The sequence below is a fragment of the Nocardioides humi genome (assembly GCF_006494775.1).
Taxonomy (GTDB): domain Bacteria; phylum Actinomycetota; class Actinomycetes; order Propionibacteriales; family Nocardioidaceae; genus Nocardioides; species Nocardioides humi.
Map to the genome: position 1 here is coordinate 210181 of NZ_CP041146.1, position 24869 is coordinate 235049.

Here is a 24869-nt window from a genome sequence, read left to right on the forward strand (position 1 = left end):
GGACAGACTACGCTCACCCGCACTCCCCCGACAGGGGGATCCTGCAGTTCACCCCCGCCCTCCCCCGATCTCCGCCCAGGAGTCCCCCGTGATCCCCGGAACCGGCACCGCGGTCAACGCCGCCGCCGTCCTCGTCGGCGCCACCCTCGGCCGCCTCGCCGGCGACCGCCTGCCGGAGCGCACCCGCGCGCTCGTCACCGACGGCCTCGGCCTGGTCACCCTGCTCATCGCCGGTACGTCGGCGATGGCGGTCCTCGACCCGGAGCTGTCCGACGCGGTCGGCGACAGCGCCCCGATGCTGATCGTCCTCGGCGCGGTCCTCCTCGGCGGCATCGCCGGGTCCCTGCTGCGCCTCGAGCAGCGCGTGGAGGCGCTCGGCGCCTGGCTCCAGCGCCGGCTGGCCGGCGAGACCGGCAGCGAGGAGCGCCGCAGGTTCGTCGAGGGCTTCGTCATCGCCTCGCTCATCTTCTGCACCGGGCCGCTGACCATCCTCGGCTCGCTCAACGACGGCCTCGGCAAGGGCGCCGACGAGCTCTACCTCAAGTCCGCGCTCGACGGCTTCGCCGCGATCGCCTTCGCCGCGGCGTTCGGCTGGGGCGTCGCCGCGAGCGTGCTCACCCTGGTCGTGATCCAGGGCGGCCTGACCGTCGTCGGCCTCGCCCTCGGCGACGTGCTGCCGGCCGCAGAGCTGGCCGCCCTCACCGCCACCGGCGGGCTGCTGCTCGTCGGCGTGGCCCTCCGGCTGCTCGACATCAAGCCGGTCGCCGTCGCGGACCTGCTGCCCGCCCTCGCCGTCGCACCGCTGCTGACCGCCGCGGTCGCGGCGCTGTGACGCCGAGGTCACGATCCTGGAACAACCCGCCGCCCTCCTCGCGGGATCCTCGTCAAGGCTCCCGAACAGGCCTACAGTGCCGCCATGCAGAAGTCGCGTATCTCCGCCCTCGCCCTGACCAGCATCGCCGTGTTCGCACTCAGCGCGTGCGGCTCCGACGACAGCGCGACGTCCGCGACCGGCGCCGACCTGGTCAAGGCGGACACGCTCACGGTGTGCTCCGACGTGCCGTACCCGCCGTTCGAGGACTTCGACAAGTCCAGCGACAGCGGCTACAAGGGCTTCGACGTCGACATCGTCTCCGAGGTCGCCGAGCGGCTCGACCTCGACCTGGCGATCAAGGACTCCTCCTTCGACGCGCTGCAGAGCGGACAGGCCCTCAACGCCAAGCAGTGCGACCTGGCCGCCTCGGCGATGACGATCACCGAGGACCGCAAGAAGAACCTCGACTTCACCGACGGCTACTACGACTCCAAGCAGTCCCTGCTGGTCCCCGCGGACAGCGACATCGCCTCGATCGCGGACCTCAAGGGCGTGAAGGTCGGCGTCCAGCAGGGCACCACCGGCAAGAGCTACACCGAGGAGAACGCCACCGGCGCCGAGGTCGTGACCTTCCCCAGCGACGCCGAGATGTTCCAGGCGATCAAGGCCGGCCAGGTCAAGGCGCTGCTGCAGGACCTGCCGGTCAACCTCGACCACACCACCGACGGGGCGTTCAAGGTCGTCGAGACCTACGACACCGAGGAGCAGTACGGCTTCGCCATCAAGAAGGGCAACAGCCAGCTCGTGGAGGACGTGAACGGCGCACTCGCGGACATGCACAGCGACGGCACGTACGACGAGATCTACAACAAGTACTTCTCGACCGAGGGCTGAGAGGCCCCGACCGGTGACGCGGAGGGAGCGCGCGCTCCTGGTCCAGGTCGTGCTGTACGTCGTCCTGGTGGCGGCGGTGGTCGCGCTGGCGCTGGTGGCGGACTGGCCGACGATCAGGGAGAACTTCTGGAATCCCGACGGCGTCGGCTGGGCCGACGGCAACTGGGGCGACCTGATCGCCACCGGCCTCGTCAACACGGTCAAGTACACCGCGATCGCGTTCGTGGGCGGCTTGGCGCTGGGCCTGGTGCTCGCGCTGATGCGGCTGTCGCCCGTGGCGCCGTACCGCTGGCTGGCGACGGCGTACATCGAGTTCTTCCGCGGGCTCCCGGCGCTGGTCGTGATGATCTTCATGGCGACCGGCCTGCCGATCGCCTTCGGCTGGACGCCGCCGGGCGGCACCGTCGGCGCGGGCCTGATCGGCCTGATCATGGTGGCCGGCGCGTACATGGCGGAGACCCTGCGCGCGGGCATCCAGGCCGTCCCGAAGGGGCAGACCGAGGCCGCCCGGTCGCTGGGGATGCGGCCGGGGGCCACGACGGTGAAGGTCGTGCTCCCCCAGGCGTTCCGGATCGTGATCCCGCCGCTGACCAACGAGTTCGTGCTGCTGATCAAGGACACGGCGCTGCTGTTCCTGCTCGGCGCCGCCGCGAGCGAGCGGGAGCTGACCTCGGTCGCCCGGGACTTCCTCACCAGCGGCCCGTCGGCCGGCACCGCGACCAGCCTGATCCAGGCGGCCCTGCTCTACCTCGTCATCACGCTGCCCCTGACCCAGCTCGTCTCGTGGCTGGAGCGTCGCCAGAGGAGGTCGGTCCGATGACCGCCGAGCCCACCGCCGAGCCGACCACCGAGCCGCGGCCCGGCGTACCCGCCATCGAGGTGCGCGACCTGCACAAGACCTACGGCCGCCACGAGGTGCTCAAGGGCATCGACTTCCACGTCGACCCCGGCCAGGTCGTCTGCGTGATCGGCCCCTCCGGGTCCGGCAAGTCGACCCTGCTGCGCTGCGTCAACCGGCTCGAGGAGCCCTCCGCCGGCGAGATCCTGATCGAGGGCGTCGACATCTGCGACCGCCGGGTCGACCTCGACGAGGTGCGCTCGCGGATCGGCATGGTCTTCCAGCAGTTCAACCTGTTCCCGCACCTGTCGGTGCTGAAGAACCTCACCCTCGCCCAGCGCAACGTCCGGCGCCGGAGCAGGGACGAGGCCGTCGAGGTCGCCCGCCAGAACCTCGCGAAGGTCGGTCTCTCCGAGAAGGAGTCGGCCTATCCCGCGCACCTCTCCGGCGGCCAGCAGCAGCGCGTGGCCATCGCCCGCGCGCTCTCGATGAACCCCGACATGATGCTGTTCGACGAGCCCACCAGCGCCCTGGACCCCGAGTTGGTGGGTGACGTGCTCTCCGTGATGAAGGACCTCGCGGGCGACGGCATGACGATGATGGTCGTCACCCACGAGATGGGCTTCGCCCGCGAGGTCGGCGACAAGCTGGTCTTCATGGACGGTGGCGTCGTCGTCGAGGAGGGCCGACCGGTCGAGGTCCTCTCGAACCCTCGACACGAGCGGACCCGGTCGTTCCTCTCGAAGGTGCTCTGAGCCGGAGTTGTTGACCTTCTCCTGCGCTTGTTGACCGTTGCAACGGTCAACAAGCGCAGGAATCAGGCTCATCGCAATCGAGGGTGTAGTTGGGGTCTGAAGCCGCCGGTCTCTAGCAGGGATCGGGCGATGTAGTTGGTCAGGTTGCGGAACCCGAGCGCTGAGCCGCGGAGGTGTTCGAGGCGGCCGTTGAGTGCCTCGGTCGGCCCGTTGGACGTGCCGGGCCGGTCGAAGTAGGCCAGCACGTCAGCGGCGCGCTTCTTCAACGTCCGCCCCAGCCTGGTGACCTCGACCAGCGTCTTCGGCACACCGGTGCTGACCGACTCGATCAGCTTCACCATCAGGTCCCGGCCACGGCGGGGGTCCTCGTGCCGGTAGGCCGCGATCATCCGCTGGTAGATCCCCCACGTCGCCTCGACCTCGACATGGGCATCCTCGGCGAACAGCGCGTTGAGCCTGGCGATCTGCTTGTCGGTGAGCAGGTCGGCACCGGTGGACAGGGTCCGTCGCGCAGCGTACAGCGGGTCGCCCTTCCTACCGCGGTGACCGTGGATCGCTTGCTGGATCCGGCGCCGGCACTCATCGAGAGCATCACCGGCCAGACGGACCACGTGGAACGGGTCCATCACCGCGACCGCGGCAGGGACCTCCTCCGCGGCGGCGGTCTTGAAGCCGGTGAACCCGTCCATCGCGACCACCTCGACACCGGCACGGAACGCCTCGGTCTGCTCAGCGAGCCAGGTCTTGAACACCGACTTCGAGCGGCCCTCGACCATGTCCAACAGCCGTGCCGGGCCGGTGCCGTCGCGCACCGGGGTGAGATCGATGATCACGGTCACGTACTTGTCGCCGCGATCACCTGGCCGGGTGTGTCTCCACACGTGCTCGTCGATGCCGAGCACACGGACGCCGTCGAGGCGGTGCTCGTCGTTGATCAGCACCCGTCTGCCTTCGGCCAGGACCGCATCGTTCGCGGTGTTCCACGCGACCCCGAGACCCTCGGCGACACGTGCGACGGTCAGGTGCTGCACCACGATCCCTTCCAGCGCCCACCGCAGCCCCCGACGCGACAGCTTCGCCCGCGGCTCGGCCGCCAAGCTGGTGTCCTGGCGCCACACCTGGCCGCACTCGCGGCACCGGTAGCGACGGACCGCGACTTCGAGGGTGGTCGGGCGCCAACCGAGCGGCTCGTGCGCGAGTCGACGGACCACGGTGTCGCGTGCCAGTCCCTCCCCACCGCAACCGCGGCACCACCGGTCGTCATCGACGACCCGGCAGGCGAGGACAGCACGATCAGGTTCGAGCCGCTGCCCGATCACAGCCAGGCCGAGGCCGTCGAGCCGGGCGAAGGTAGTCAGATCGGGGTGGCCGAACCCGGCCGGCGGGGTAGCGTCAGGCATGTCGAGGTCTTCTGGATGGGCGGCGTAGGAACCTCCATCCTCGGGAGACCTCGACACCTATCCCAGGACCGACGCGCCGACCCGACCTACACCCTCATCTGCGAAGAGCCAGGAATCACCGCCTCAGCGGTGATTCCTGCGCTCGCAGATCAGACGTCGCCGCCGAGATAGGCGGCCTTGACCGCCGGGTCGACCGCGAGGTCCGCACCCTTGCCGGACCGGACGATCTCGCCGGTCTCGAGGATGTGGGCGTCGTGCGACCTCTTGAGGGCCTGAGCGGCGTTCTGCTCCACCAGCAGGACGGTCGTGCCCTGCTGGTTGATCTCCGTGACGATCGAGAAGATCTGCTGGATCAGCTTCGGCGCCAGGCCCATCGACGGCTCGTCGAGCAGCAGCAGCCGCGGCCGGGACATGAGCGCCCGGCCGATCGCCAGCATCTGCTGCTCGCCGCCGGACATGGTGCCCGCGACCTGGTCGATGCGCTCCTGCAGCCGTGGGAAGAGCGTGAGCACCCGCTCCATGTCCTCCCGGTACGCCGCGGACTTGCGGTCGTTGCGGGTGAACGCGCCCATCTCCAGGTTCTCCCGGACGGTCATGCCGACGAAGCAGCGCCGTCCCTCCGGGGACTGCCCGATGCCCAGCTTGACCCGGTCGTACGGCTCCACGGACGTGATGTCCCTGCCGTCGAACCGGACCGTCCCGGCCCGCACCTTCCGCAGCCCCGAGATGGTCTTCAGCGTCGTCGTCTTCCCGGCGCCGTTGGCGCCGATCAGGGTCGTGACGGTCCCCTCGGGGACGCTGAAGCTGATGTCACGGATCGCCTCGATGTGCCCGTAGTTGACACAGAGGCCCTCGACCTCAAGAAGCATCTTCTTCGTCCACTCCCAGGTAGGCGGCGATCACCGCCGGGTTGTCACGGATGTCGGCCGGGGTGCCCTCGGCGATCTTGCGCCCGAACTCCAGGACGACGATCCGGTCGGTCACGCCCATGACGAGCTTCATGTCGTGCTCGATGAGCAGCACCGTGTAGCCCTGGTCGCGGACCCGGCGGATGAGGTTCATCAGCTCGATCTTCTCGGCCGGGTTGAAGCCGGCCGCGGGCTCGTCGAGGCAGATGAGCTTCGGCCCGGTGGCCATCGCCCGCGCGATCTCCAGGCGCCGCTGGTCGCCGTACGACAGATTGGCGGCCAGCTCGTCGGCCTTGCGGTGGATGCCCATGAACCGGAGCAGGTCCATCGCCCGGTCGTGGCCCTCGTGCTCCTCGCGCCGGTGCTTCGGCAGCCGGAACAGGGCCGAGAGGATGCCGGTGCTGTGCTGGGCGTCGGTGCCGACGAGCACGTTCTCCAGGGCCGTCATGGTCGGGAACAGCCGGATGTTCTGGAAGGTGCGCGCGATCCCCTGCTGGGTGATCTTGTGCTTCTTCAGCCCGACGATCGAGCGGCCCTGGAAGACGATGCCTCCGCTGGTGGGCCGGTAGACGCCGGTGACCGCGTTGAAGCAGGTCGTCTTGCCGGCGCCGTTGGGCCCGATCAGGCCGAGGATCTCGCCCTCCTCGATGTGGAACGACACGTCGTCCAGCGCGGTGAGTCCGCCGAACCTCAAGGTGAGGTTCTGGACCTCGAGAATCGCCTCAGGCATGGGCGGTCTCCTCCTCTTCCCCGGTACCTTCCTCGAGCTCCTCGAGATCGTGCTCCAGCTTTCTGGCCCGGACCGTACGCCGCGGTGGCAGCAGGCCCTGCGGGCGCAGGGTCGCGAGCAGCACGAGCGCGAGACCGAAGACCAGCACCCGGAAGTCCTCCACGGGGCGGAAGCGCTCGGGCAGGTAGGCCACCAGGAAGGCGCCCAGCAGGACGCCCCAGCGGTTGCCCTGACCGCCCACGACGACCGCCGCGAGGAAGAGGATCGAGTAGAGGAGCAGGAACGACTGCGGGTTGATGAAGCTCTGCCTGCTGGCGAACAGCGCGCCGGCGAGACCGCCGACGAACGCGCCGGTCGCGAAGGCGAGCAGCTTGAACCGGAACGTCGGCACGCCCATCAGCTCGGCGGCGTCCTCGTCCTCGCGGGTGGCCTCCCAGGCGCGGCCGACCCGGCTGCTCTTGATCAGCACGTCCGCGCACAGCACGACGATCACCGCCGTCAGGCCCACCCAGTAGAAGGGCACCGCGTCGGCGTAGCTGAAGATCAGGAACTTCGTCGGGCGCGAGGTGTCGAGCAGGACCGTGCCGTCGCCCCAGAACAGGTGGGGTACGCCGAACAGGCCGGTGCTCGGGTCGCCGATGTTCGGCGGCCGGCCGATGTTGTTGATGCCCTTCGAGGCGCCCAGCCAGTCGGTGTTGAGCGCGACCAGCCGGATGATCTCGCCGAAGCCGAGCGTGACGATGGCGAGGTAGTCGCCGCGCACGCGCAGGGTCGGCGTGCCCAGGAGGATGCCCGAGACCAACGAGGCGGCCACCGCGACCGGGATGGCCAGCAGCAGCGGCCAGCTGGCGTGGAACGAGGTCAGGATCGCGACCGTGTAGGCGCCGACGGCGTAGAAGCCGACGTAGCCGAGGTCCAGCAGGCCGGCGTACCCGACGACGATATTGAGGCCGAGGGCCACCAGGCAGTAGATGCTGACCGTGAACAGGACGCTCGCGAAGTCCGAGTCGGGCGTCGAGAGCAGCGGCAGCTCGAGGAGCGGCAGCGCGTAGGCGAAGAGCGCGACCAGGACCCAGAGCAGGATCTTGACCGGCTTGGGGAGGGCGTTCAGCTTGTTCTTCATGCCCGTGCCTTTCCGAGAGACTCACCCAGCAGGCCGGTCGGCCGGAAGAGCAGGATCAGGACCAGCAGCACGAACGCGATGACGTCGCGCCACTCGCTGCCGATGATCGCCTGTCCCCAGTTCTCCGCGACGCCCAGCACGAGGCCGCCGAGCAGGGCGCCGCGCAGGTTGCCGATGCCGCCGAGGACGGCGGCGGTGAACGCCTTGACGCCGAGCAGGAAGCCGACGTCGAACTTGGTCGTCTCGATCTTCAGCATGTAGAGGAAGGCCGCGATGCCGGCCATCAGACCGCCGATGAGGAAGGTGATCTGGATGGTGCGGGTCGGGTTCACGCCCATCAGCGCGGCGGTCTCGGAGTCCTGGGCGGTGGCCCGGATGCCCTTGCCGAGCCGCGAGCGGCGGACGAACTGGTCGAGCAGGATCATCATCGCCAGGGCCGCGACCACCACGATGACGTCGATGGAGGAGATGTTGACGCCGGCGACATGCCAGCGCGGTGCCTCCACGACGCCCGCCATCGAGTTGTTGATCTTGGCCTTGCCGACGTACTCCCGCAGGTTGTCGTCGAGGCCGAACCAGCCGGCGATCTTGTTGCGCAGGCCCATCAGCTCGGCGAGGAAGAACGAGCAGCCGATCGCCGAGATCAGCGCGATCAGGCGCGGCGCGTCCCGCTTGATGAGCGGTCGGTACGCGATCCGCTCCAGGGCGAGCGCGATCAGCGCCGACATCGCCATCGCCGCGAACAGCGCCGCGATCAGGATCGCGATCAGCTGGATCCCGCCGGCATCGCGGCCGCCCAGCGCCATCACCGTCCACAGCATGGCGAAGGTGCCGTACATGAACACCTCGGAGTGCGCGAAGTTGATGAGCTGCAGAACGCCGTAGACCATCGTGTAGCCGAGCGCGATCAGCGCGTAGATGGCTCCGAACGCGAGCCCGGTGATGGTGAGCTCGGGCAGGTTGTTGAAGAAGAATTCGAAGTTCAGGTTCACCCAGGCCTCCTGGCCCCAAGGTCCGGACACTGACGCGGCCGGGGAGATGTGGTCCCCGGCCGCGCCATGGTCATCTGGTCAGCTACCGACGACTCACTTGATCTCGCCCTCGGGGACGATCGCCCCGTCCTTCACGGTGTAGGCGTAGACGTGGACGTCGGCCGGCTCGCCCTTGTCGTCGAACTTGAGCTGCTTGGTGATGCCCTTCTCGTCGTAGTCGTTGACGAACTTCAGCATGTCCTCGCGGTTGTCGATGCCGTCGCCGATGCCGTCGAGGAAGATGCTCGCGGCGTCGTACGCCTCGGCGGCGTAGGTGCCGGGGGCCTCACCGAAGGCGGCCTCGTAGGACTTGGCGAACTCAGCCACCGCCGGGTCGGTGTCCGGGATGCACGGGCAGGTGATGATCGTGCCCTCGGCGGCCTTGCCGGCGTCGAGGAACGCCGGGTCCTTCACACCGTCGGCCACGACGAAGGTGCCGTCCCAGCCGCCGTTGCGGAGCTGGCCGATGAGGATGGTCGCCTCGGCGTAGTAGCCACCGAAGAAGACGGCGTCCGGCTTGGCGTCGGTCACCTTGGTGACGGTGGCCGAGAAGTCGGTCTGCTTCTGCTGGATGGTGTCGGTGCCGACGACCGCGTCGCCGAGGTCCTCCTCGACGATGCCGGCCAGGCCGGCGCCGTACTCGGACGCGTCGTCGATGACGTACACCGTGGACGCCTTCAGGGTGTCCTTGATGTAGCGCGCGGCGGCGGGACCCTGGGTGGCGTCGTTGCCGAGCGCGCGGTGGAAGGTGTCCCACCCGTTCTCGGACAGCGCCGGGTTGGTCGCCGACGGGCTGACGGTCGGCACGCCGACCTCGGCGAAGATCGGGCCGGCGGCGGCCGACTCGCCGGAGAACGCCGGGCCGACGACGCCGATGATGGAGTCGTCGCCGGCGACATCGGTCGCCAGCGCCGGAGCGGCGTCCGGGCTGCCCTGCGAGTCGCGCTTGACGAACTCGACCTCGCAGTCGGAGTGCTCCTCGTTGTACTGGTCGATGGCCAGCTGGGCACCCTGGATGATCGGCTTGCCGAGGCCCGCCGCGTCACCGGTCTCGGGGCCGAAGAACGCGAGCTTCAGGTCGCAGGCCGCGTCGCCGCCGCTGCCACCACTGCCCTTCTTGTCCTCCGTGGTGCCGCATGCCGTCAGGCTCAGACCGAGCGCCAGCGCCGCAGCGCCGGCCGCGAATACCTTGTTACGCCTCAAGACAATTCCCGCTTCCTCTGTCGTTCCGGCAGGCAGCGGTCGCCGCCCCACCGAGTTGTCCTGCCGCGGGAACCTACACCGGCACCGGGGTCCGCGGAAGCAACTCGGTGGTCTGGATCACAAATCCTGACGAATCTGTTACCTGAACGACCCCGACGTCGGACGATTTACGCCGAAGGGCTGCCCGGGACGCCGTGCGCGACCACCCCGTCGGCCACCTCGCGCATCGACATGCGCAGGTCCATGGCCGTCTTCTGGATCCACCGGAACGCCTCGGACTCCGACAGCGACAGCTGCTCCTGGAGGATCCCCTTCGCCCGGTCGACCGCCTTGCGGGTCTCGAGCCGCTCGGTGAGGTCGGAGACCTCGCTCTCGAGCTGCCGGATCTCCGCGAACCGGCTCACCGCCATCTCGATCGCCGGCACCAGGTCCGACTGCGAGAACGGCTTGACGAGGTACGACATCGCCCCCGCCTCCCGCGCCCGCTCCACCAGCTCGCGCTGCGAGAACGCCGTCAGCATCACCACCGGCGCGATCCGCTGCCCCGCGATCGCCTCCGCGGCCGCGATCCCGTCGAGCACCGGCATCTTGACGTCGAGGATCACCAGGTCCGGCCGCAGCTCCTCGGCGAGCTCGATCGCCTTCTGCCCGTCGCCGGCCTGCCCGACGACGTCGTACCCCTCCTCGGCGAGCATCTCGGCGAGGTCCATCCGGATCAGGGTCTCGTCCTCCGCGATGACCACGGTGCGGGGCTGCTGGGCGGCGGGCTGCTCGGCGGCGTCGGTCTCGGTCACCGGGCAAGGCTATCGGGCCGGGCGGTGTGGGACGTCGGGCGCGTCTCGGCTACCGTTTCTGCCGACCCGGCCGGGTTGGCGGAACGGCAGACGCGATGGTCTCAAACACCATTGTCCGAAAGGGCGTGTGGGTTCGAATCCCACACCCGGCACCCGGGGCATGCCGGCGCACGCCCGCTCGGGCGCCGGTCGGGCGCCGGTCGGCGCCCGTGCTGTAACACGTTGTTCGCCCCTCTGGCAGCCCCGTGCCTGTGGTAGCAGCCGCGCACAGGGGCCTTGGCGCGAAGTCATGAGGCGGGTAGGGAAGCGAACCACGTGTTACAGCGACCGACCGACCACGCCCGAGCCCGCCCCACGGCCGCCCGGAGGGACACCAGCCGCTCAGCGCCGCCGGTACGCCGGCGCCACCTCGTTGATCGCGTCCCCCATCCGGTGCACCCGCAGCGCGTTGGTGGAGCCGGGGATGCCGGGAGGGCTGCCGGCGACGATGACGACCCGGTCGCCCTCCTTGACCCGGCCGATGCGGAGCAGCTCCTCGTCGACCTGGCGGACCATCTCGTCGGTGTGCTCGACGGGAAGGGTCTTGAAGGCCTCGACGCCCCAGCTCACGGCGAGCTGGGAGCGGCAGCGGGCCTCGGGGGTGAAGGCGAGGACGGCGATCGGGCTGCGCAGGCGGGACAGTCGGCGGGCGGAGTCGCCGGACTGGGTGAAGGCCACGACGTACTTCGCGCCGACCCGCTGGGCGACCTCCTCCGCGGCCTTGGTGATGACGCCGGAGGTGGTGTGGGGGTCCCACTCGATGCGGCCGAAGCGGCTGAAGCTCTCGTCGACGAGGGCGTGCTCCTCGGTGGCGGCGATGATCCGCGCCATGGTCTCGACGGTGTGGACGGGGTGCTCCCCCACGCTGGTCTCGCCGGAGAGCATGACCGCGTCCGCCCCGTCGAGGACGGCGTTGGCGACGTCGCTCGCCTCGGCCCGGGTCGGCGCGGGGTTGGTGACCATCGACTCCAGCATCTGGGTGGCGACGATCACCGGCTTGGCGTTGCGGCGGGCGGAGACGATGACCTTCTTCTGCAGGAAGGGCACCTCCTCCAGCGGGCACTCCACGCCGAGGTCGCCGCGGGCGACCATGAAGGCGTCGAAGGCGTCGATGACCTCGTCGAGGTTCTCGATGGCCTGGGGCTTCTCGATCTTGGCGATGACGGGGACCATGACCCCCTCCTCGCGCATGATCACCCGCACGTCCTCGGCGTCGGCGGCGTTGCGCACGAAGCTGAGCGCGATGAAGTCGACGCCGAGCCGCAGCGCGAACCGCAGGTCCTCGGTGTCCTTGTCCGACAGTGCGGGAACCGACACGGCCACGCCGGGCAGGTTGATGCCCTTGTGGTTGCTGACCTTGCCGCCGACGAGCACCTCGGTGACGACATCGGTGTCGGTCACCTCGACGACGCGCAGCCGGATCTTGCCGTCGTCGATGAGGATCGGGTCGCCGGGGGCGACGTCCCCCGGCAGGCCCTTGTACGTCGTCCCGCAGATCTCGTGATCGCCGGGGACGTCGCGCGTGGTGATCGTCCACCGCTGGCCGCGCGAGAGCCCGACGGGTCCGTCGGGGAAGGTCTCCAGCCGGATCTTGGGGCCCTGCAGGTCGGCGAGGATGCCCACGCCGTGCCCGGAGGCGTCCGAGGCCTCACGCACGAGGCGGTAGGCCTCGGCGTGCTGCTCGTGGCTGCCGTGGCTCATGTTGAGCCGGGCGACGTCCATCCCGGCGTAGACCAGCTCGCGGATCCTCCGCTCGGAGCTGGTGGCCGGACCCAGGGTGCACACGATCTTGGCTCTTCGCACGGGCCCACCCTATCGGTTATTTGGAACGATCAAACCACCACGGGGCGAGCGCTCGGCGGAATCGGCGCCGGCAGCTGGGTGCTGCCGGTGAGATAGGTGTCCACCCCGGCGGCCGCGGCCCGGCCCTCGGCGATCGCCCACACGATGAGCGACTGTCCCCGCCCGGCGTCGCCCGCGACGAAGACGCCCTCGACGTTGGTCGCGTAGTCGTCGTCGCGCCGGATGTTGCCGCGCTCGTCGAGCTCCAGGCCGAGCTGCTCGACCAGGCCGGGCTGCTCGGGGCCGAGGAAGCCCATCGCGAACAGCACCAGGTCGGCCGGGATCTCCCGCTCGGTGCCCTCGTGCTCGACCAGCTTGCCGCCCTCGAAGGACACCTCGACCAGGCGCAGCGCCCGGACGTTGCCGTCCTCGTCGCCGACGAACTCCTTCGTGGACACGGCGTACACCCGCTCGCCGCCCTCCTCGTGCGCGGAGGAGACCCGATAGATCATCGGGTACGTCGGCCACGGCTGCCCGCTCGGACGGTCCTCCGTCGGCTGGGGCATGATCTCGAGCTGCGTGATCGAGGCCGCACCCTGGCGGATGGAGGTGCCGAGGCAGTCGGCCCCGGTGTCGCCGCCGCCGATGATGACGACGTGCTTGCCGTCGGCGCGGATCTGGTCCTCGACGCTCTCCCCCAGCGCGACCCGGTTGGCCTGCGGCAGGAACTCCATCGCCTGGTGGATGCCGTTGAGCTCACGGCCCGGGACCGGCAGGTCGCGCGGGACGGTGGAGCCGATGGCCAGCACGACGGCGTCGAACCGGTCGGTGAGCGCCTCGCCGGTGAGCTTGCCCGCGCCGACCTCGACGCCGGAGCGGAAGACCGTGCCCTCGCGCCGCATCTGGTCGAGCCGACGCTCGAGGTGCTTCTTCTCCATCTTGAACTCGGGGATGCCGTAGCGCAGCAGGCCGCCGGGTTGGTCGGCCCGCTCGTAGACCGCCACGGTGTGGCCGGCCCGGGTGAGCTGCTGGGCGGCGGCGAGACCCGCGGGACCGGAGCCGATGACGGCGACGGTCTTGCCGGTCAGCCACTCGGGCGGCTGCGGCCGGACGAAGCCCGAGTCGTAGGCCCGGTCGATGATCGAGACCTCGATGTTCTTGATCGTCACCGCCGGCTGGTTGATGCCGAGCACGCACGCCGTCTCGCACGGGGCCGGGCAGAGGCGACCGGTGAACTCCGGGAAGTTGTTGGTCGCGTGCAGGCGCTCGATCGCGCCGTCCCAGTCGTCGCGCCAGACCAGGTCGTTCCACTCCGGGATGATGTTGCCCAGCGGGCAGCCCTGGTGGCAGAACGGGATGCCGCAGTCCATGCAGCGGCTGGCCTGGGTGTTGATGATCGGCAGCAGCGCACGGCCGGCCCCGCCCGGGTAGACCTCGTTCCAGTCGTGGACGCGCTCCTCGACCGGGCGGCGCTCCGCGACCTCCCGGGTCGCCTTCAGAAAGCCCCTCGGGTCAGCCATAGAGCACCTCCATCACCTTGTTGGCGGCGGCGTCGGCGTCGAGGCCCTCGGCCTCCGCCTCGGCCTGGACCGCCAGGACCTTCGCATAGTCGCGCGGCATGACCTCGGTGAACCGCGGCAGTGCGGCCTCCCAGTCGGCCAGCAGCGCCTCGGCGACCTCGGAGCCGGTCTCCTCGAGGTGCGCGCGCACCATCTGCTCCAGCTCGGCGGCGTACTCCTCGCTCACCGGGCGCAGGTCCACCAGCTCGGCGTTGACCCGGAACTCCTTGAGGTCCAGGACCCAGGCGATGCCGCCCGACATGCCGGCGGCGAAGTTGCGGCCGGTCTTGCCGAGCACGGCCACCCGGCCGCCGGTCATGTACTCGCAGCCGTGGTCGCCGACACCCTCGGTGACGACGGTCGCGCCGGAGTTGCGGACGCAGCACCGCTCGCCGACGCCGCCGCGGATGTAGATCTCACCCGAGGTCGCGCCGTAGGCGATGGTGTTGCCGGCGATGATGTGCTCCTCGGCGCGGAACGACGCGCTCCGGTCGGGCCGGATCGCGATCCGGCCCCCCGAGAGGCCCTTGCCGACGTAGTCGTTGGCGTCGCCCTCGAGCCGGAGCGTGATGCCCCGCGGCACGAAGGCGCCGAAGGACTGCCCGGCCGAGCCGAGGAAGGTCAGGTCGATCGTCCCCTCGGGCAGGCCCGCGCCGCCGTACCTCTTGGTGACCTCGTGGCCCAGGATCGTGCCGACGGTGCGGTTGACGTTGCGGATGGCCAGCTGCGCCCGCACCGGCTCGCCGGACTCGAGGGCCGGGGCCGCGAGGGGCACGATCTCGGTGACGTCGAGGGACCTCTCGAGACCGTGCTCCTGGCCGCCGGTGTTGCGCACGTCCTGGTCGGGGAAGTGCGTGTCGGCGACCTCCACCTTGTGCAGGATCGGCGCGAGGTCGAGGCCCTGCGCCTTCCAGTAGCGCTCGGCGTCGACGGTGTCGAGCGCCTCGACCTGGCCCACGGCCTCCTCGATCGAGCGGAACCCGAGCTGCGCGAGCAGCTCGCGGACCTCCTCGGCGATGAACTCGAAGAAGTTGACGACGTACTCGGCCTTGCCGCTGAACCGCGAGCGCAGCGTCGGGTTCTGCGTCGCCACGCCCACCGGGCAGGTGTCGAGGTGGCAGACCCGCATCAGGATGCAGCCGGAGACCACCAGCGGGGCGGTCGCGAAGCCGAACTCCTCGGCGCCGAGCAGCGCGGCGACGACCACGTCGCGGCCGGTCTTGAGCTGGCCGTCGGTCTGGACGACGATCCGGTCGCGCAGGCCGTTGAGCAGCAGGGTCTGCTGGGTCTCGGCGAGGCCGAGCTCCCAGGGACCGCCGGCGTGCTTGAGCGAGGTCAGCGGGGACGCGCCCGTGCCGCCGTCGTGCCCGGAGACGAGGACGACGTCCGCGTGGGCCTTCGACACACCGGCGGCGACCGTGCCGACGCCCACCTCGGAGACCAGCTTCACGTGGACGCGGGCCGACGGGTTGGCGTTCTTCAGGTCGTGGATCAGCTGCGCCAGGTCCTCGATCGAGTAGATGTCGTGGTGCGGCGGCGGGCTGATCAGGCCGACGCCCGGGGTGGAGTGCCGGGTCTTGGCCACCCACGGGTAGACCTTGTTGCCGGGCAGCTGGCCGCCCTCGCCGGGCTTCGCGCCCTGCGCCATCTTGATCTGGATGTCGTCGGCGTTGGTGAGGTACTCCGACGTGACGCCGAAGCGGCCCGACGCGACCTGCTTGATCGAGCTGCGGCGCTCGGGTCGTAGAGCCGGTCCGGGTCCTCGCCGCCCTCGCCGGTGTTGGACTTCGCGCCCAGCCGGTTCATGGCGATGGCCAGGGTCTCGTGCGCCTCGCGCGAGATCGAGCCGTACGACATGGCGCCGGTCGAGAACCGCTTGACGATCTCCGCCACCGGCTCCACCTCGTCGATGGGGATCGGGGTGCGGCCGAACGCGCCGGCGTCCTTGAACCGGAACAGCCCGCGCAGCGTCATCAGCCGCTCGGACTGGTCGTCGACGGCCTGCGTGTACTGCTTGAAGATGTCGTAGCGACCGGTCCGCGTGGAGTGCTGCAGGCGGAACACCGTCTCGGGGTTGAACAGGTGCGGCTCGCCCTCGCGGCGCCACTGGTACTCGCCGCCGATCTCGAGCTCGCGGTGCGCGGGCGCGATGCCGGCCGGCGGGTACGCCTTGGCGTGCCGGGCGGCGACCTCCTGGGCGATGACGTCGAGCTCGATCCCGCCCAGCTTGGAGGTGGTGCCGGTGAAGTACTTGTCGACGACCGACTGCGAGAGGCCGACGCACTCGAAGATCTGCGCACCGGTGTACGACGCCACGGTGCTCACGCCGATCTTGGACATCACCTTCACGACGCCCTTGCCGAGCGCCTTGACCAGGTTCCTGACCGCCTGCTCGGGGTCGGCCTTGACGTAGTAGCCCTCGCGGGCGAGGTCCTCGACGCTCTCCATCGCGAGGTAGGGGTTGACCGCCGCCGCGCCGTAGCCGACGAGGAGCGCCACGTGGTGCACCTCGCGGACGTCGCCGGCCTCGACGAGGAGGCCGACCTGGGTCCGGGTCTTCTCCCGGACCAGGTGGTGGTGGACCGCACCGGTGAGCAGCAGCGACGGGATCGGGGCGAGGTCGGCCGTCGAGTGCCGGTCCGAGAGCACGATGATCCGGGCGCCCGCGGCGATCGCCGCGGACACCTCCTGGCAGATCTCGTCGATCTTGGCCGCCATCGCGGCGCCGCCGCCGTTGACGTCGTACAGGCCGCGGGCGACGTGGGTCTGGAACCCGGGGTGGTCGCCGTCGCGGTTGATGTGGCGGATCTTGACCAGGTCGTCGTTGGAGATGACCGGGAACGGTACGACGATCTGCCGGCACGACGCCGGTCCGGGCTGGAGCAGGTTGGCCTCGGGGCCGATCGTGCCGTTGAGCGAGGTGACGAGCTCCTCGCGGATGGCGTCCAGCGGCGGGTTCGTGACCTGCGCGAACAGCTGGCTGAAGTAGTCGAAGAGCAGCCGCGGCTTCTCGCTCAGCGCGGCGATGGGCGTGTCGGTGCCCATCGACCCCAGCGGCTCGCCGGCCGTGTTGGCCATCGGCGTGAGGAGGATCCGCAGCTCCTCCTCGGTGTAGCCGAAGATCTGCTGGCGCCGGGTGACCGAGGCGTGGGTGTGCACGATGTGCTCGCGCTCGGGGATGTCGTCGAGGTGGATGATGCCGCCGTGCAGCCACTCGCCGTACGGCTTCTCCGAGGCGAGCTGGTCCTTGATCTCCTCGTCCTCGATGATCCGGTGCTCCGCGGTGTCGACGAGGAACATCCGGCCCGGCTGGAGGCGGCCCTTGCGGACCACGGTGGCCGGGTCGAGGTCGAGCACGCCGACCTCGGAGGCGAGGACGACGAGGCCGTCGTCGGTGACCCAGAAGCGGGAGGGCCGCAGGCCGTTGCGGTCGAGCACCGCGCCGATCTGGGTGCCGTCGGTGAACACGACGCACGCCGGGCCGTCCCAGGGCTCCATCAGCGCGGAGTGGAAGCGGTAGAAGTCCCGGCGCAGCCCGGACATCTCGGTGTGGTTCTCCCACGCCTCCGGGATCATCATCAGCACCGCGTGCGGCAGGCTGCGACCGCCCATGTGGAGGAGCTCGAGCACCTCGTCGAAGGACGCCGAGTCGGACGCCCCCGGCGTGCAGATGGGGAACAGCCGCTCGAGGTCGCCCGGGATGTCGCCCGAGGACAGCAGCGCCTCGCGGGCCCGCATCCAGTTGCGGTTGCCCATCACGGTGTTGATCTCGCCGTTGTGGGCGATGAACCGGAACGGGTGCGACAGCGGCCAGCTCGGGAAGGTGTTGGTCGAGAACCGTGAGTGGACGACGGCGAGGGCCGAGGCCATCCGCTCGTCGACCAGGTCGGGGAAGAAGTTGTCGAGCTGGTCGGTCGTCAGCATGCCCTTGTAGGCCAGGGTGCGCGACGACAGCGACGGGAAGTAGACGTCGGTCTCCCGCTCGGCGCGCTTGCGCAGGCAGAAGGCCAGGCGCTCCAGGTCCATGCCTCCCACACGACCAGCAGGGTGCGGACCGCCCGCCGCCTGCACGAACAGCTGCACGAACGCCGGCATGACGCTGAGCGCCATGGTGCCGAGGATCGACGGGTTGACCGGCACCTCGCGCCAGCCGAGGACCGTCAGGCCCTCCTCGGCGGCGATCTCCTCGATCCGGCCGCGGGTCTTGGCGACCTGCTCCTCGTCCCCGGGGATGAACGCGGTGCCGACGGCGTAGTCGTCGGGCAGGGTGAACCCCGCCTCGGCGGCCGCGTCGCGCAGGAACGCGTCCGGGAGCTGCATCAGGATCCCGGCGCCGTCGCCGGAGTTGGCCTCGGCACCCGCGGCACCGCGGTGATCGAGGTTGCGGAGGGCCGTCAGGGCCTTCACCACGATGTCGTGGCTGGCCTCACCGGTCAGCGTCGCGACGAAGGCGACGCCACAGGCGTCGTGCTCGTGACGCGGGTCGTAGAGACCCTCCGGCGGCGGGAACGCGTGCGAAGAGGGCACCAGGGTTCTCCCGTCGACTACGTCTGCGTCCATCCGACGACCCGGGGGCCAGGAGGGAACGACAGAAGGTGGGGCGCAGGGGACAGCATTGGCCCACGCGGCGGAGCCCTCAGATTACTACAGTGTCAACGGCGTGTGTTCAATCGTCGCTCGCCGTGGACGCATCCTCGGTCACATCCTCGGTCTCGGCAGGCTCGTCCACAGGGTCGCCGGCCGGCTCGGCCGAGGCGTCCCCGGACGGCTCGTCGGCGGGCTCGTCCGCCCGGTCGTCGGTGGAGTCGTCCGCGGGGTCGTTCCGCCCGTCGACGTACACGCTCTCCTCGCGGCCCGGCCGGTTCCTGCTGGCCCACACGTAGTAGGCGGCGGCGAGCACGAACAGGACGACCGAGGTCCACACGTTGAACCGCAGGCCGAGGACGTCGTTGAGCTGGACGTCGTCGATCCGGATGTACTCGATCCAGCCGCGGCCCAGCGTGTAGGCCATGACGTAGAGCGCCATCACCCGGCCGTGACCGAGGCGGAGGCGGCGGTCCAGCCAGATGAGGAGCGCGAAGGCGGCGAGGTTCCACAGGCACTCGTAGAGGTATGTCGGGTGGAAGGTCGCGAACTCCGGGACCAGGCCGCCGTTGGCGGCGAGCGCGTCCTGGTAGTCCTTGCTGGCCAGGTAGGCGCTGCTGAAGTGGTCGCTGTCGATCTTCAGGCCCCAGGGCAGGTCGGTCGGGCGGCCGTACAGCTCCTGGTTGAACCAGTTGCCCCACCGCCCGATCGCCTGGCCGACCAGGACGCCGGGTGCGAGGGCGTCGAGCAGCGGCGCCAGTCGGATGCCCTTGCGGCGGGCCCCGATCCACGCGCCGACGGCGCCGAGACCGACGCCGCCCCAGATGCCGAGGCCGCCGTGCCAGACGTAGAGGGCGTCGACGGGGCTGCCGTCGGCGCCGAAGTACTTCTCCCAGTCGGTGGCGACGTGGTAGAGCCGGGCGCCGACGAGGCCGAACGGGACGGCCCAGATCGCGACGTCCTGGATCTCGCCGACCCGGCCACCGCGGGCCGCCCAGCGTCGCTCGCCGATCCAGATCGCGACGACGATGCCGAGGATGATGCACAGGGCGTAGCCGCGCAGCGGGAAGGGCCCGATGTGCCAGACGCCCTCGGACGGGCTCGGGATGCTGGCGGCGATGAGCTCGGGAAGCACGGCGACTCCTGGGTTCGGTCAGTCCTCGGTCAGCAGGGTGTGGATGTCGGAGGCGAACTCCGTGCTGGAGGTCTCCTGGTTCCACAGTGCGACCGCCTGGTGGCTGCTGTCGATGGCGAGCGTGAAGGTGGAGTGACCGCCGAGGTCGTAGCCGCCGGAGGGCAGCTCGACGCCGTCGTTCACGTAGACGTGCAGCGGCTCGCCGACCTCGATGATCGTGTCCAGGTCGCCGGTGAGGCCGATGAAGCCCTTGTCGTAGCCGTCGAGGTAGGTCCGCAGCGTCTTCTCGTCGTCGCGGCTGGGGTCGGTGGTCACGAAGACCACGTCGACCTTCGCGCGGTCCGCGGCGTCGAGGCGGTTCATCGCCGCCGCCAGGTTGTTCATGACCATCGGGCAGTAGTCCGGACAGTTGGTGTAGCCGAAGAACACCACGGTGAGCGCCTTGGTGGTGTCGGCGCCGAGGGAGTACGCCGCGCCGCTGGTGTCGGTGAGCGCGATGTCGGCGGCCTGGTAGGGGTTCTTCAGCCGGCTGCCCGTGAACTCCTCCGGGTCGTCGCAGGCCGAGACGACGAGGCCGAGCAGCACCACCAGCACCGCGAGGGCCCTAGGCACGAACGCCTCCGGCCAGGTCCTCGGTGAGGGCGGCCAGCGCCGCCAGTCCGGCGGTCCGGTCGCCCGCGTGGTCGAGCAGGGTGCGGACGAACGCCGAGCCGACGATCACCCCGTCGGCGTACGACGCCAGGTCGGCGGCCTGCGCCCCGGTGCTGACCCCGACGCCCACGCCGACCGGGAGGTCGGTGGTCGCCTTGGTCCGGGCGATCAGCGGGGCGACGCCCGCGGCCGTCGCCTGCCTGGTGCCGGTGACGCCCATGATGCCGGTGGCGTAGACGAAGCCGCGACAGGCGGCGGTGGTCATCGCGATCCGCTCGTCGGTCGAGGAGGGCGCGACGAGGAAGACCTTGTCGAGGTCGCGCTCGTCGGCCGCGGCGGTCCACTCCGGCGCGAAGTCGGGCGTGAGGTCGGGGGTGATCAGGCCCGCTCCCCCGGCGTTCGCGAGGTCCTGGGCGAACCGCTCGACGCCACTGCGCCCATGGCTCCGGCCGCTGACGCGTCCGTAGCTCTCGATCGGGTTCCAGTAGGTCATCACCAGCGTGGGCGTCCCGGTCGCCGCGACCGCCTCGACGACCCGGAGCACGTCCGTGGTGCGGACGCCCGCGTCGAGCGCCTGCTGGGCGGCGGCCTGGATGATCGGGCCGTCCATGACCGGGTCGCTGTAGGGCAGGCCGATCTCGATGACGTCACAGCCCGCCTCGACCATGGCCTTCAGGGCGGCGATGCTGCCGTCGACGTCGGGGAACCCGGCGGGCAGGTAGCCGACGAGCGCCGCACGGCCGTCGGCCCGCGCCTTCTCGAACGCGGTGCTGCTGGCGGTCACCCCTGCTCCCCCTGCTCCTGCGCCCCGGCCCGGCCGAGCCCGAACCACTCCAGGGCCGTGCCCATGTCCTTGTCGCCGCGGCCCGACAGGTTGACCAGCAGCGTCTGGCCCGGCCGCTCCTTCGCGACCCGCAGCGCGCCGGCGACGGCGTGCGCGGACTCGACCGCCGGGATGATCCCCTCGGTGCGGGCGAGCAGCGCCATGGCGTCCATCGCCTCGGCGTCCGTCACGGGCAGGTACGACGCCCGGCCGGCCGCCGACAGCGCGGAGTGCTGCGGCCCGACGCCCGGGTAGTCCAGGCCCGCGGAGATCGAGTGGGACTCGATGGTCTGGCCGTCCTCGTCCTGCAGGACGTACGTGCGCGCGCCGTGGAGCACGCCGATGGAGCCGGCGAAGATGGTCGCGGCATGCCGTCCGGTCTCGACGCCGTCGCCGCCGGCCTCGAAGCCGTAGATCGCGACCTCGGGGTCGTCGACGAAGCCCGCGAACAGGCCGATCGCGTTGGACCCGCCGCCGACGCAGGCGGCGACCGCGTCGGGCAGCGCGCCGAACTGGTCGAGGCACTGCTGACGGGCCTCGTCGCCGATCCCGCGCACGAAGCTGAGCACCAGGCTGGGGAAGGGATGCGGCCCGGCGGCGGTGCCGAACAGGTAGGCGGTCTCGTCGACGCTGGCGACCCAGTCGCGCAGCGCCTCGTTGATGGCGTCCTTGAGGGTGCGCGAGCCGCTCTTGACCGGGATCACCTCGGCGCCGAGCAGCTGCATCCGGGCCACGTTGAGCGCCTGCCGCTCGGTGTCGACCTCGCCCATGTAGACGGTGCAGTCCAGGCCGAGGTACGCCGCGGCGGTGGCCGAGGCGACGCCGTGCTGGCCGGCGCCGGTCTCGGCGATCACCCGGGTCTTGCCCATCCGCTGGGTGAGCAGCGCCTGGCCGAGCACGTTGCGGATCTTGTGGGCGCCGGTGTGGTTGAGGTCCTCGCGCTTGAGCAGGATCCGGGCGCCGGCGTGCTCGGAGAGCCGGGTGGCGTCGTACAGCAGGCTCGGGACGCCGGCGTACTCGTGCAGCAGCCGGTCGAACTCGCCGGTGAACGCGGGGTCGGCCATCGCCTCGCGCCAGGCCACGTCGAGCTCGTCGAGCGCCGCGATCAGCGCCTCCGGCATGAAGCGGCCGCCGAACGCGCCCGCTCCCCCGAACCAGCCGAGCGCGTCGGCGTCGTAGGTGCTCACTGTCGGATCCCCGTCATCGCCTCCACCGCCCGGCGCGGCGCACCGTCCTTGACCAGCGCCTCGCCGACCAGCACCGCCCGGGCGCCCTCGGCGACGAAGCGCCGCACGTCCTGCGGCCCGAAGATCCCGGACTCGGCGACCTTGACCCGGTCGTCGGGGATCAGCGGGGCGAGCCGCCCGAAGGTGCCGTCGTCGACCGCGAGGGTCTTGAGGTTGCGGGCGTTGACGCCGACCAGCTCGGCGCCGAGGTCGACCGCGCGAGCCGTCTCCTCCTCGTCGTGCACCTCCACGAGCACGGTGAGGCCGAGCTCGCGGGCGTAGTCGTGGAGCCGCGGCAGCAGCTCGCCGGGCAGCGACGCGACGATGAGCAGCGCCAGGTCGGCGCCGGCGGCACGCGCCTCGAGCAGCTGGTACTCGGTGACGATGAAGTCCTTGCGGAGCAGCGGGACGTCGACCGCGGCACGCACCGCGCGGAGGTCGTCGAGGCTGCCGCCGAACCGGCGCCGCTCGGTGAGCACGCTGATCGCGGCGGCTCCGCCGGCGGCGTACTCCCGGGCGAGGGCGGCGGGGTCGGGGATGTCGGCGAGCTCGCCCTTGCTGGGGCTCCTGCGCTTCACCTCGGCGATCACGCTCGAGCCGGGCCCGCGGAAGTGGGGCATCGGGTCGCGCGGCGGGTCGACGTCGGCGAGCGCGGCCCGCAGGTCCGCCTCGCTGACGGCGGCCCGGCGGACCGCGAGGTCCTCGAGTGCTCCGGCGACGATCCCGTCGAGCACCGTGGGCTGAGAGGCCTGGGGGGCCGACATCTGACGCCTCCGTGACGTTTCGCAGGTGGGCAGGGCGGGGCAGGGTACGACGGCACCGAAACCCGACGAATGGTGTCGAGTGTGGCACGCGGCCGTTAGGGTTCCACACACCGCCCGGAACTCGGCCGGGACCCACGACACCTGTAGACCTGCAGAAGGGACTCATCGTGAGCTACAACGAGCCGCCCAACTACGGCACCCCGCCGCCCCCTCCGGCCGGCGGCTACGGCGCCGGGGGCTACGGCGGGGGCGACCACCCGCAGGGCACGACCATCCTGATCCTCGGCATCCTCGGCCTCGTCTGCTGTGGTCCCCTCGGCATCGCCGCGTGGGTGATGGGCAACAAGGCGATCAAGGAGATCGACGCCAACCCGAGCGCCTACACCAACCGGGGCACGGTCAACGCCGGCCGGATCTGCGGCATGATCGCCACGATCCTGATGATCGTGGGCATCGTGGCCTACATCATCCTGTTCGCGATCGCGGGCTCGATCAGCCTCAGCAGCAGCTGATCGGCCTCCCGGCCGGACACCGGCCGACGAACTCCTCCGGCGGGGTCGGGCGCGAGCCCCGGCCCCGCCGGCGCGTTCGGGACGACCCGCTCCGAGGACAGACCGGATCCAGGCTAAGCCTCGATCCGTGGATCGAGGCTAGGACACGATGAGCAACGACGAGCCGCCGCCGTACGGATCGCCGCCGCCGGGCGGCTACGACCCCTACGGCGGCACCGGCGGATACGGCGAGTACGCCGGCCAGGCCGACCACGGCGGGTACGGCGGCTACGGCCCGCCGCCCCTGGCTACGGCTACCAGCCGCCGCAGCAGTCCGGCCTGGCCACGGCGGCGCTGGTGACGGGCATCCTCGGCATCGTCGGCGTCTGCTGCTGCGGGCTGCTCGGCCTGGTCGGCCTGGCCGGGGTCATCTGCGGCGCGCTGGCCCGCAAGGAGATCCAGCAGTCCAACGGCGCCAAGACCGGCGAGGGGCTGGCCCTGGCCGGCATCATCACCGGCTCCATCGGGATCGTGCTGGGCCTGGGCAGCCTGGTCCTGGCGCTCGCCCTGGGCCTCTCCGACGGGTTCTACTACCGCTGAGCGAGCGCGCCGGAGCGGTCGGTGCCGGTCAGGGCGCCAGCCAGGCCCCCACGGGGAGATTGCGGAGCACGACGAAGACCACCATCACCGCGATGAGGGCGGCGGAGACCCGGGCGACGGTGCGGCTGTCGGGATTCCACGGACGCCCGGTCCACCGGCCGACCGCCCAGCGCTGGAACATCCAGAGCACGAACGGGATGGACAGCACGAACAGCAGGTTGCTCGAGGCGGCGTCGGCGAGGCGCAGGTCGGTCAGGTCGTTGACGGCGCGCAGGCCGCCGCAGCCGGGACAGGAGATCCCCAGCGCCGCCGACGGGCACAGTCCCCAGCTGCCCTGCTCGTGAGGGTCGCGGAGGTGCAGGGCCACGGACGCGACGATCACGCCGCCCGCGACCAGGGCCGGCGGCACCATCCGGCGCCAGCGCCCGGGGGCGCTGGTGCGGACCGCTCCGGCCGCCAGGGTCATGCGTCCGCCGGGGTCACGGTCAGTGCCCGGACTCGTGGAGGCCCATCTTGGCCATGACGAGGAACACCACGCCGCCGGCGACGACCACGGCGGTCCCGACCCAGAACAGCGCCCAGTTCAGCGGGCTGACGGACATCCCGACGGCGCCCACGACGAAGCCGACGAGCGAGACCAGGACGGCGGTCCAGGCCGCGGGGGTGTTGCCGTGGTTGTCGGCCATGAGTGGGGACTCCTCGCTGGTTCGGGTGGATCGGGAGTG

Annotated in this window: 23 protein-coding genes, 1 tRNA gene and 1 pseudogene; 8 read left to right on the forward strand and 17 right to left on the reverse strand. The window is 70.7% G+C overall.

The window, feature by feature from the left end; genetic code table 11:
* Window positions 1-88: 88 nt before the first annotated feature.
* The 4 genes from FIV44_RS00970 (at window position 89) to FIV44_RS00985 (ending at window position 3301) form a co-directional block, all read left to right on the forward strand.
* A complete protein-coding gene (locus FIV44_RS00970; protein ID WP_181410909.1) occupies window positions 89-832 on the forward strand; it encodes a DUF554 domain-containing protein in 744 nt (247 codons plus the stop codon).
* 84 nt (window positions 833-916) lie between these two features.
* Complete coding sequence (locus FIV44_RS00975) at window positions 917-1708, forward strand: ABC transporter substrate-binding protein (protein WP_141002873.1); 792 nt, start codon at window positions 917-919, stop codon at window positions 1706-1708.
* A gap of 13 nt (window positions 1709-1721) precedes the next feature.
* Entirely contained in the window at window positions 1722-2528 is an 807-nt protein-coding gene (locus FIV44_RS00980) for an amino acid ABC transporter permease (protein WP_181410910.1), read from the forward strand.
* Complete coding sequence (locus FIV44_RS00985) at window positions 2525-3301, forward strand: amino acid ABC transporter ATP-binding protein (protein WP_141002874.1); 777 nt, start codon at window positions 2525-2527, stop codon at window positions 3299-3301. Before FIV44_RS00980 ends, FIV44_RS00985 begins: the two co-directional genes overlap by 4 nt.
* Window positions 3302-3369: 68 nt before the next feature.
* Here the strand turns inward: FIV44_RS00985 and FIV44_RS00990 are convergent, their stop codons facing one another.
* The 7 genes from FIV44_RS00990 to FIV44_RS01020 form a co-directional block, all read right to left on the reverse strand.
* Entirely contained in the window at window positions 3370-4701 is a 1332-nt protein-coding gene (locus tag FIV44_RS00990) for an ISL3 family transposase (protein WP_141002875.1), read from the reverse strand.
* Window positions 4702-4850: 149 nt separating this feature from the next.
* Window positions 4851-5570 carry an ABC transporter ATP-binding protein gene (locus FIV44_RS00995; RefSeq protein WP_141002876.1) on the reverse strand — a complete coding sequence of 240 codons (720 nt, stop codon included), beginning with the start codon at window positions 5568-5570 and terminating at the stop codon, window positions 4851-4853.
* Window positions 5560-6339, reverse strand: a complete 780-nt coding sequence (locus FIV44_RS01000; RefSeq protein WP_141002877.1) for an ABC transporter ATP-binding protein — start codon at window positions 6337-6339, stop codon at window positions 5560-5562. Before FIV44_RS01000 ends, FIV44_RS00995 begins: the two co-directional genes overlap by 11 nt.
* Complete coding sequence (locus FIV44_RS01005; protein ID WP_141002878.1) at window positions 6332-7462, reverse strand: branched-chain amino acid ABC transporter permease; 1131 nt, start codon at window positions 7460-7462, stop codon at window positions 6332-6334. Before FIV44_RS01005 ends, FIV44_RS01000 begins: the two co-directional genes overlap by 8 nt.
* Entirely contained in the window at window positions 7459-8454 is a 996-nt protein-coding gene (locus FIV44_RS01010) for a branched-chain amino acid ABC transporter permease (protein ID WP_246086746.1), read from the reverse strand. The genes FIV44_RS01005 and FIV44_RS01010 overlap by 4 nt, the downstream gene beginning before the upstream one ends.
* 93 nt (window positions 8455-8547) lie before the next feature.
* Entirely contained in the window at window positions 8548-9696 is a 1149-nt protein-coding gene (locus FIV44_RS01015) for a branched-chain amino acid ABC transporter substrate-binding protein (RefSeq protein WP_141002879.1), read from the reverse strand.
* 167 nt (window positions 9697-9863) lie between these two features.
* The gene (locus tag FIV44_RS01020; protein WP_141002880.1) at window positions 9864-10490 is read right to left on the reverse strand and encodes an ANTAR domain-containing response regulator; all 627 of its coding nucleotides are present in this window, start codon (window positions 10488-10490) and stop codon (window positions 9864-9866) included.
* Between the two features lie 69 nt (window positions 10491-10559).
* Between FIV44_RS01020 and FIV44_RS01025 the strand changes: the two genes are divergently transcribed.
* Window positions 10560-10642 (forward strand) — tRNA-Leu (locus FIV44_RS01025).
* 229 nt (window positions 10643-10871) lie between these two features.
* Here FIV44_RS01025 and pyk read toward each other — a convergent pair.
* The 8 genes and pseudogenes from pyk to trpC all read right to left on the reverse strand — a co-directional run bounded on the left by pyk (window position 10872) and on the right by trpC (window position 23053).
* The gene (pyk, locus tag FIV44_RS01030) at window positions 10872-12332 is read right to left on the reverse strand and encodes a pyruvate kinase (protein ID WP_141002881.1); all 1461 of its coding nucleotides are present in this window, start codon (window positions 12330-12332) and stop codon (window positions 10872-10874) included.
* A gap of 29 nt (window positions 12333-12361) precedes the next feature.
* On the reverse strand, window positions 12362-13831 hold the full coding sequence (locus FIV44_RS01035) for a glutamate synthase subunit beta (RefSeq protein ID WP_141002882.1): 1470 nt from the start codon (window positions 13829-13831) through the stop codon (window positions 12362-12364).
* Window positions 13824-18430: pseudogene (gene gltB / locus FIV44_RS01040) on the reverse strand (glutamate synthase large subunit). The gene FIV44_RS01035 and the pseudogene gltB overlap by 8 nt, the downstream one beginning before the upstream one ends.
* Window positions 18431-18536: 106 nt before the next feature.
* Entirely contained in the window at window positions 18537-19589 is a 1053-nt protein-coding gene (lgt, locus tag FIV44_RS01045) for a prolipoprotein diacylglyceryl transferase (protein WP_141002883.1), read from the reverse strand.
* 18 nt (window positions 19590-19607) lie between these two features.
* Window positions 19608-20201 carry an SCO family protein gene (locus tag FIV44_RS01050; protein WP_141002884.1) on the reverse strand — a complete coding sequence of 198 codons (594 nt, stop codon included), beginning with the start codon at window positions 20199-20201 and terminating at the stop codon, window positions 19608-19610.
* Window positions 20194-21024 (reverse strand): tryptophan synthase subunit alpha, encoded by an 831-nt coding sequence (gene trpA / locus FIV44_RS01055; RefSeq protein ID WP_141002885.1) that lies wholly within the window; start codon window positions 21022-21024, stop codon window positions 20194-20196. The genes FIV44_RS01050 and trpA overlap by 8 nt, the downstream gene beginning before the upstream one ends.
* On the reverse strand, window positions 21021-22250 hold the full coding sequence (gene trpB, locus FIV44_RS01060; protein ID WP_141002886.1) for a tryptophan synthase subunit beta: 1230 nt from the start codon (window positions 22248-22250) through the stop codon (window positions 21021-21023). The genes trpA and trpB overlap by 4 nt, the downstream gene beginning before the upstream one ends.
* Window positions 22247-23053 (reverse strand): indole-3-glycerol phosphate synthase TrpC, encoded by an 807-nt coding sequence (gene trpC / locus FIV44_RS01065; RefSeq protein WP_141002887.1) that lies wholly within the window; start codon window positions 23051-23053, stop codon window positions 22247-22249. Before trpC ends, trpB begins: the two co-directional genes overlap by 4 nt.
* Window positions 23054-23220: 167 nt before the next feature.
* Between trpC and FIV44_RS01070 the strand changes: the two genes are divergently transcribed.
* The 3 genes from FIV44_RS01070 to FIV44_RS30110 all read left to right on the forward strand — a co-directional run bounded on the left by FIV44_RS01070 (window position 23221) and on the right by FIV44_RS30110 (window position 24144).
* Window positions 23221-23565, forward strand: coding sequence for a DUF4190 domain-containing protein (locus FIV44_RS01070; RefSeq protein WP_141002888.1), 345 nt, complete (start codon window positions 23221-23223; stop codon window positions 23563-23565).
* A gap of 148 nt (window positions 23566-23713) precedes the next feature.
* Window positions 23714-23905, forward strand: coding sequence for a hypothetical protein (locus tag FIV44_RS30105; protein WP_181410911.1), 192 nt, complete (start codon window positions 23714-23716; stop codon window positions 23903-23905).
* Window positions 23902-24144: a DUF4190 domain-containing protein gene (locus FIV44_RS30110; RefSeq protein ID WP_181410912.1), complete on the forward strand. Its 243-nt coding sequence runs from the start codon at window positions 23902-23904 to the stop codon at window positions 24142-24144. Before FIV44_RS30105 ends, FIV44_RS30110 begins: the two co-directional genes overlap by 4 nt.
* Window positions 24145-24172: 28 nt before the next feature.
* Here the strand turns inward: FIV44_RS30110 and FIV44_RS01080 are convergent, their stop codons facing one another.
* Together FIV44_RS01080 and FIV44_RS01085 are read right to left on the reverse strand one after the other, a co-directional pair.
* On the reverse strand, window positions 24173-24610 hold the full coding sequence (locus tag FIV44_RS01080; protein ID WP_219996237.1) for a DUF2752 domain-containing protein: 438 nt from the start codon (window positions 24608-24610) through the stop codon (window positions 24173-24175).
* Window positions 24611-24629: 19 nt separating this feature from the next.
* Entirely contained in the window at window positions 24630-24830 is a 201-nt protein-coding gene (locus FIV44_RS01085) for an HGxxPAAW family protein (protein WP_141002890.1), read from the reverse strand.
* Window positions 24831-24869: the final 39 nt, after the last annotated feature.

Excerpts from the sequence above, each read along its gene's own strand:
- FIV44_RS01000 (WP_141002877.1), bottom strand. The coding sequence starts at position 6,339 with ATGCCTGAGGCGATTCTCGAGGTCCAGAACCTCACCTTGAGGTTCGGC.
- FIV44_RS01035 (WP_141002882.1), bottom strand. The coding sequence starts at position 13,831 with ATGGCTGACCCGAGGGGCTTTCTGAAGGCGACCCGGGAGGTCGCGGAG.
- FIV44_RS01080 (WP_219996237.1), bottom strand. The coding sequence starts at position 24,610 with ATGACCCTGGCGGCCGGAGCGGTCCGCACCAGCGCCCCCGGGCGCTGG.
- FIV44_RS01085 (WP_141002890.1), bottom strand. The coding sequence starts at position 24,830 with ATGGCCGACAACCACGGCAACACCCCCGCGGCCTGGACCGCCGTCCTG.
- FIV44_RS00990 (WP_141002875.1), bottom strand. The coding sequence starts at position 4,701 with ATGCCTGACGCTACCCCGCCGGCCGGGTTCGGCCACCCCGATCTGACT.
- FIV44_RS01005 (WP_141002878.1), bottom strand. The coding sequence starts at position 7,462 with ATGAAGAACAAGCTGAACGCCCTCCCCAAGCCGGTCAAGATCCTGCTC.
- FIV44_RS00975 (WP_141002873.1), top strand. The coding sequence starts at position 917 with ATGCAGAAGTCGCGTATCTCCGCCCTCGCCCTGACCAGCATCGCCGTG.
- FIV44_RS00995 (WP_141002876.1), bottom strand. The coding sequence starts at position 5,570 with ATGCTTCTTGAGGTCGAGGGCCTCTGTGTCAACTACGGGCACATCGAG.
- trpC (WP_141002887.1), bottom strand. The coding sequence starts at position 23,053 with ATGTCGGCCCCCCAGGCCTCTCAGCCCACGGTGCTCGACGGGATCGTC.
- FIV44_RS00985 (WP_141002874.1), top strand. The coding sequence starts at position 2,525 with ATGACCGCCGAGCCCACCGCCGAGCCGACCACCGAGCCGCGGCCCGGC.
- FIV44_RS30105 (WP_181410911.1), top strand. The coding sequence starts at position 23,714 with ATGAGCAACGACGAGCCGCCGCCGTACGGATCGCCGCCGCCGGGCGGC.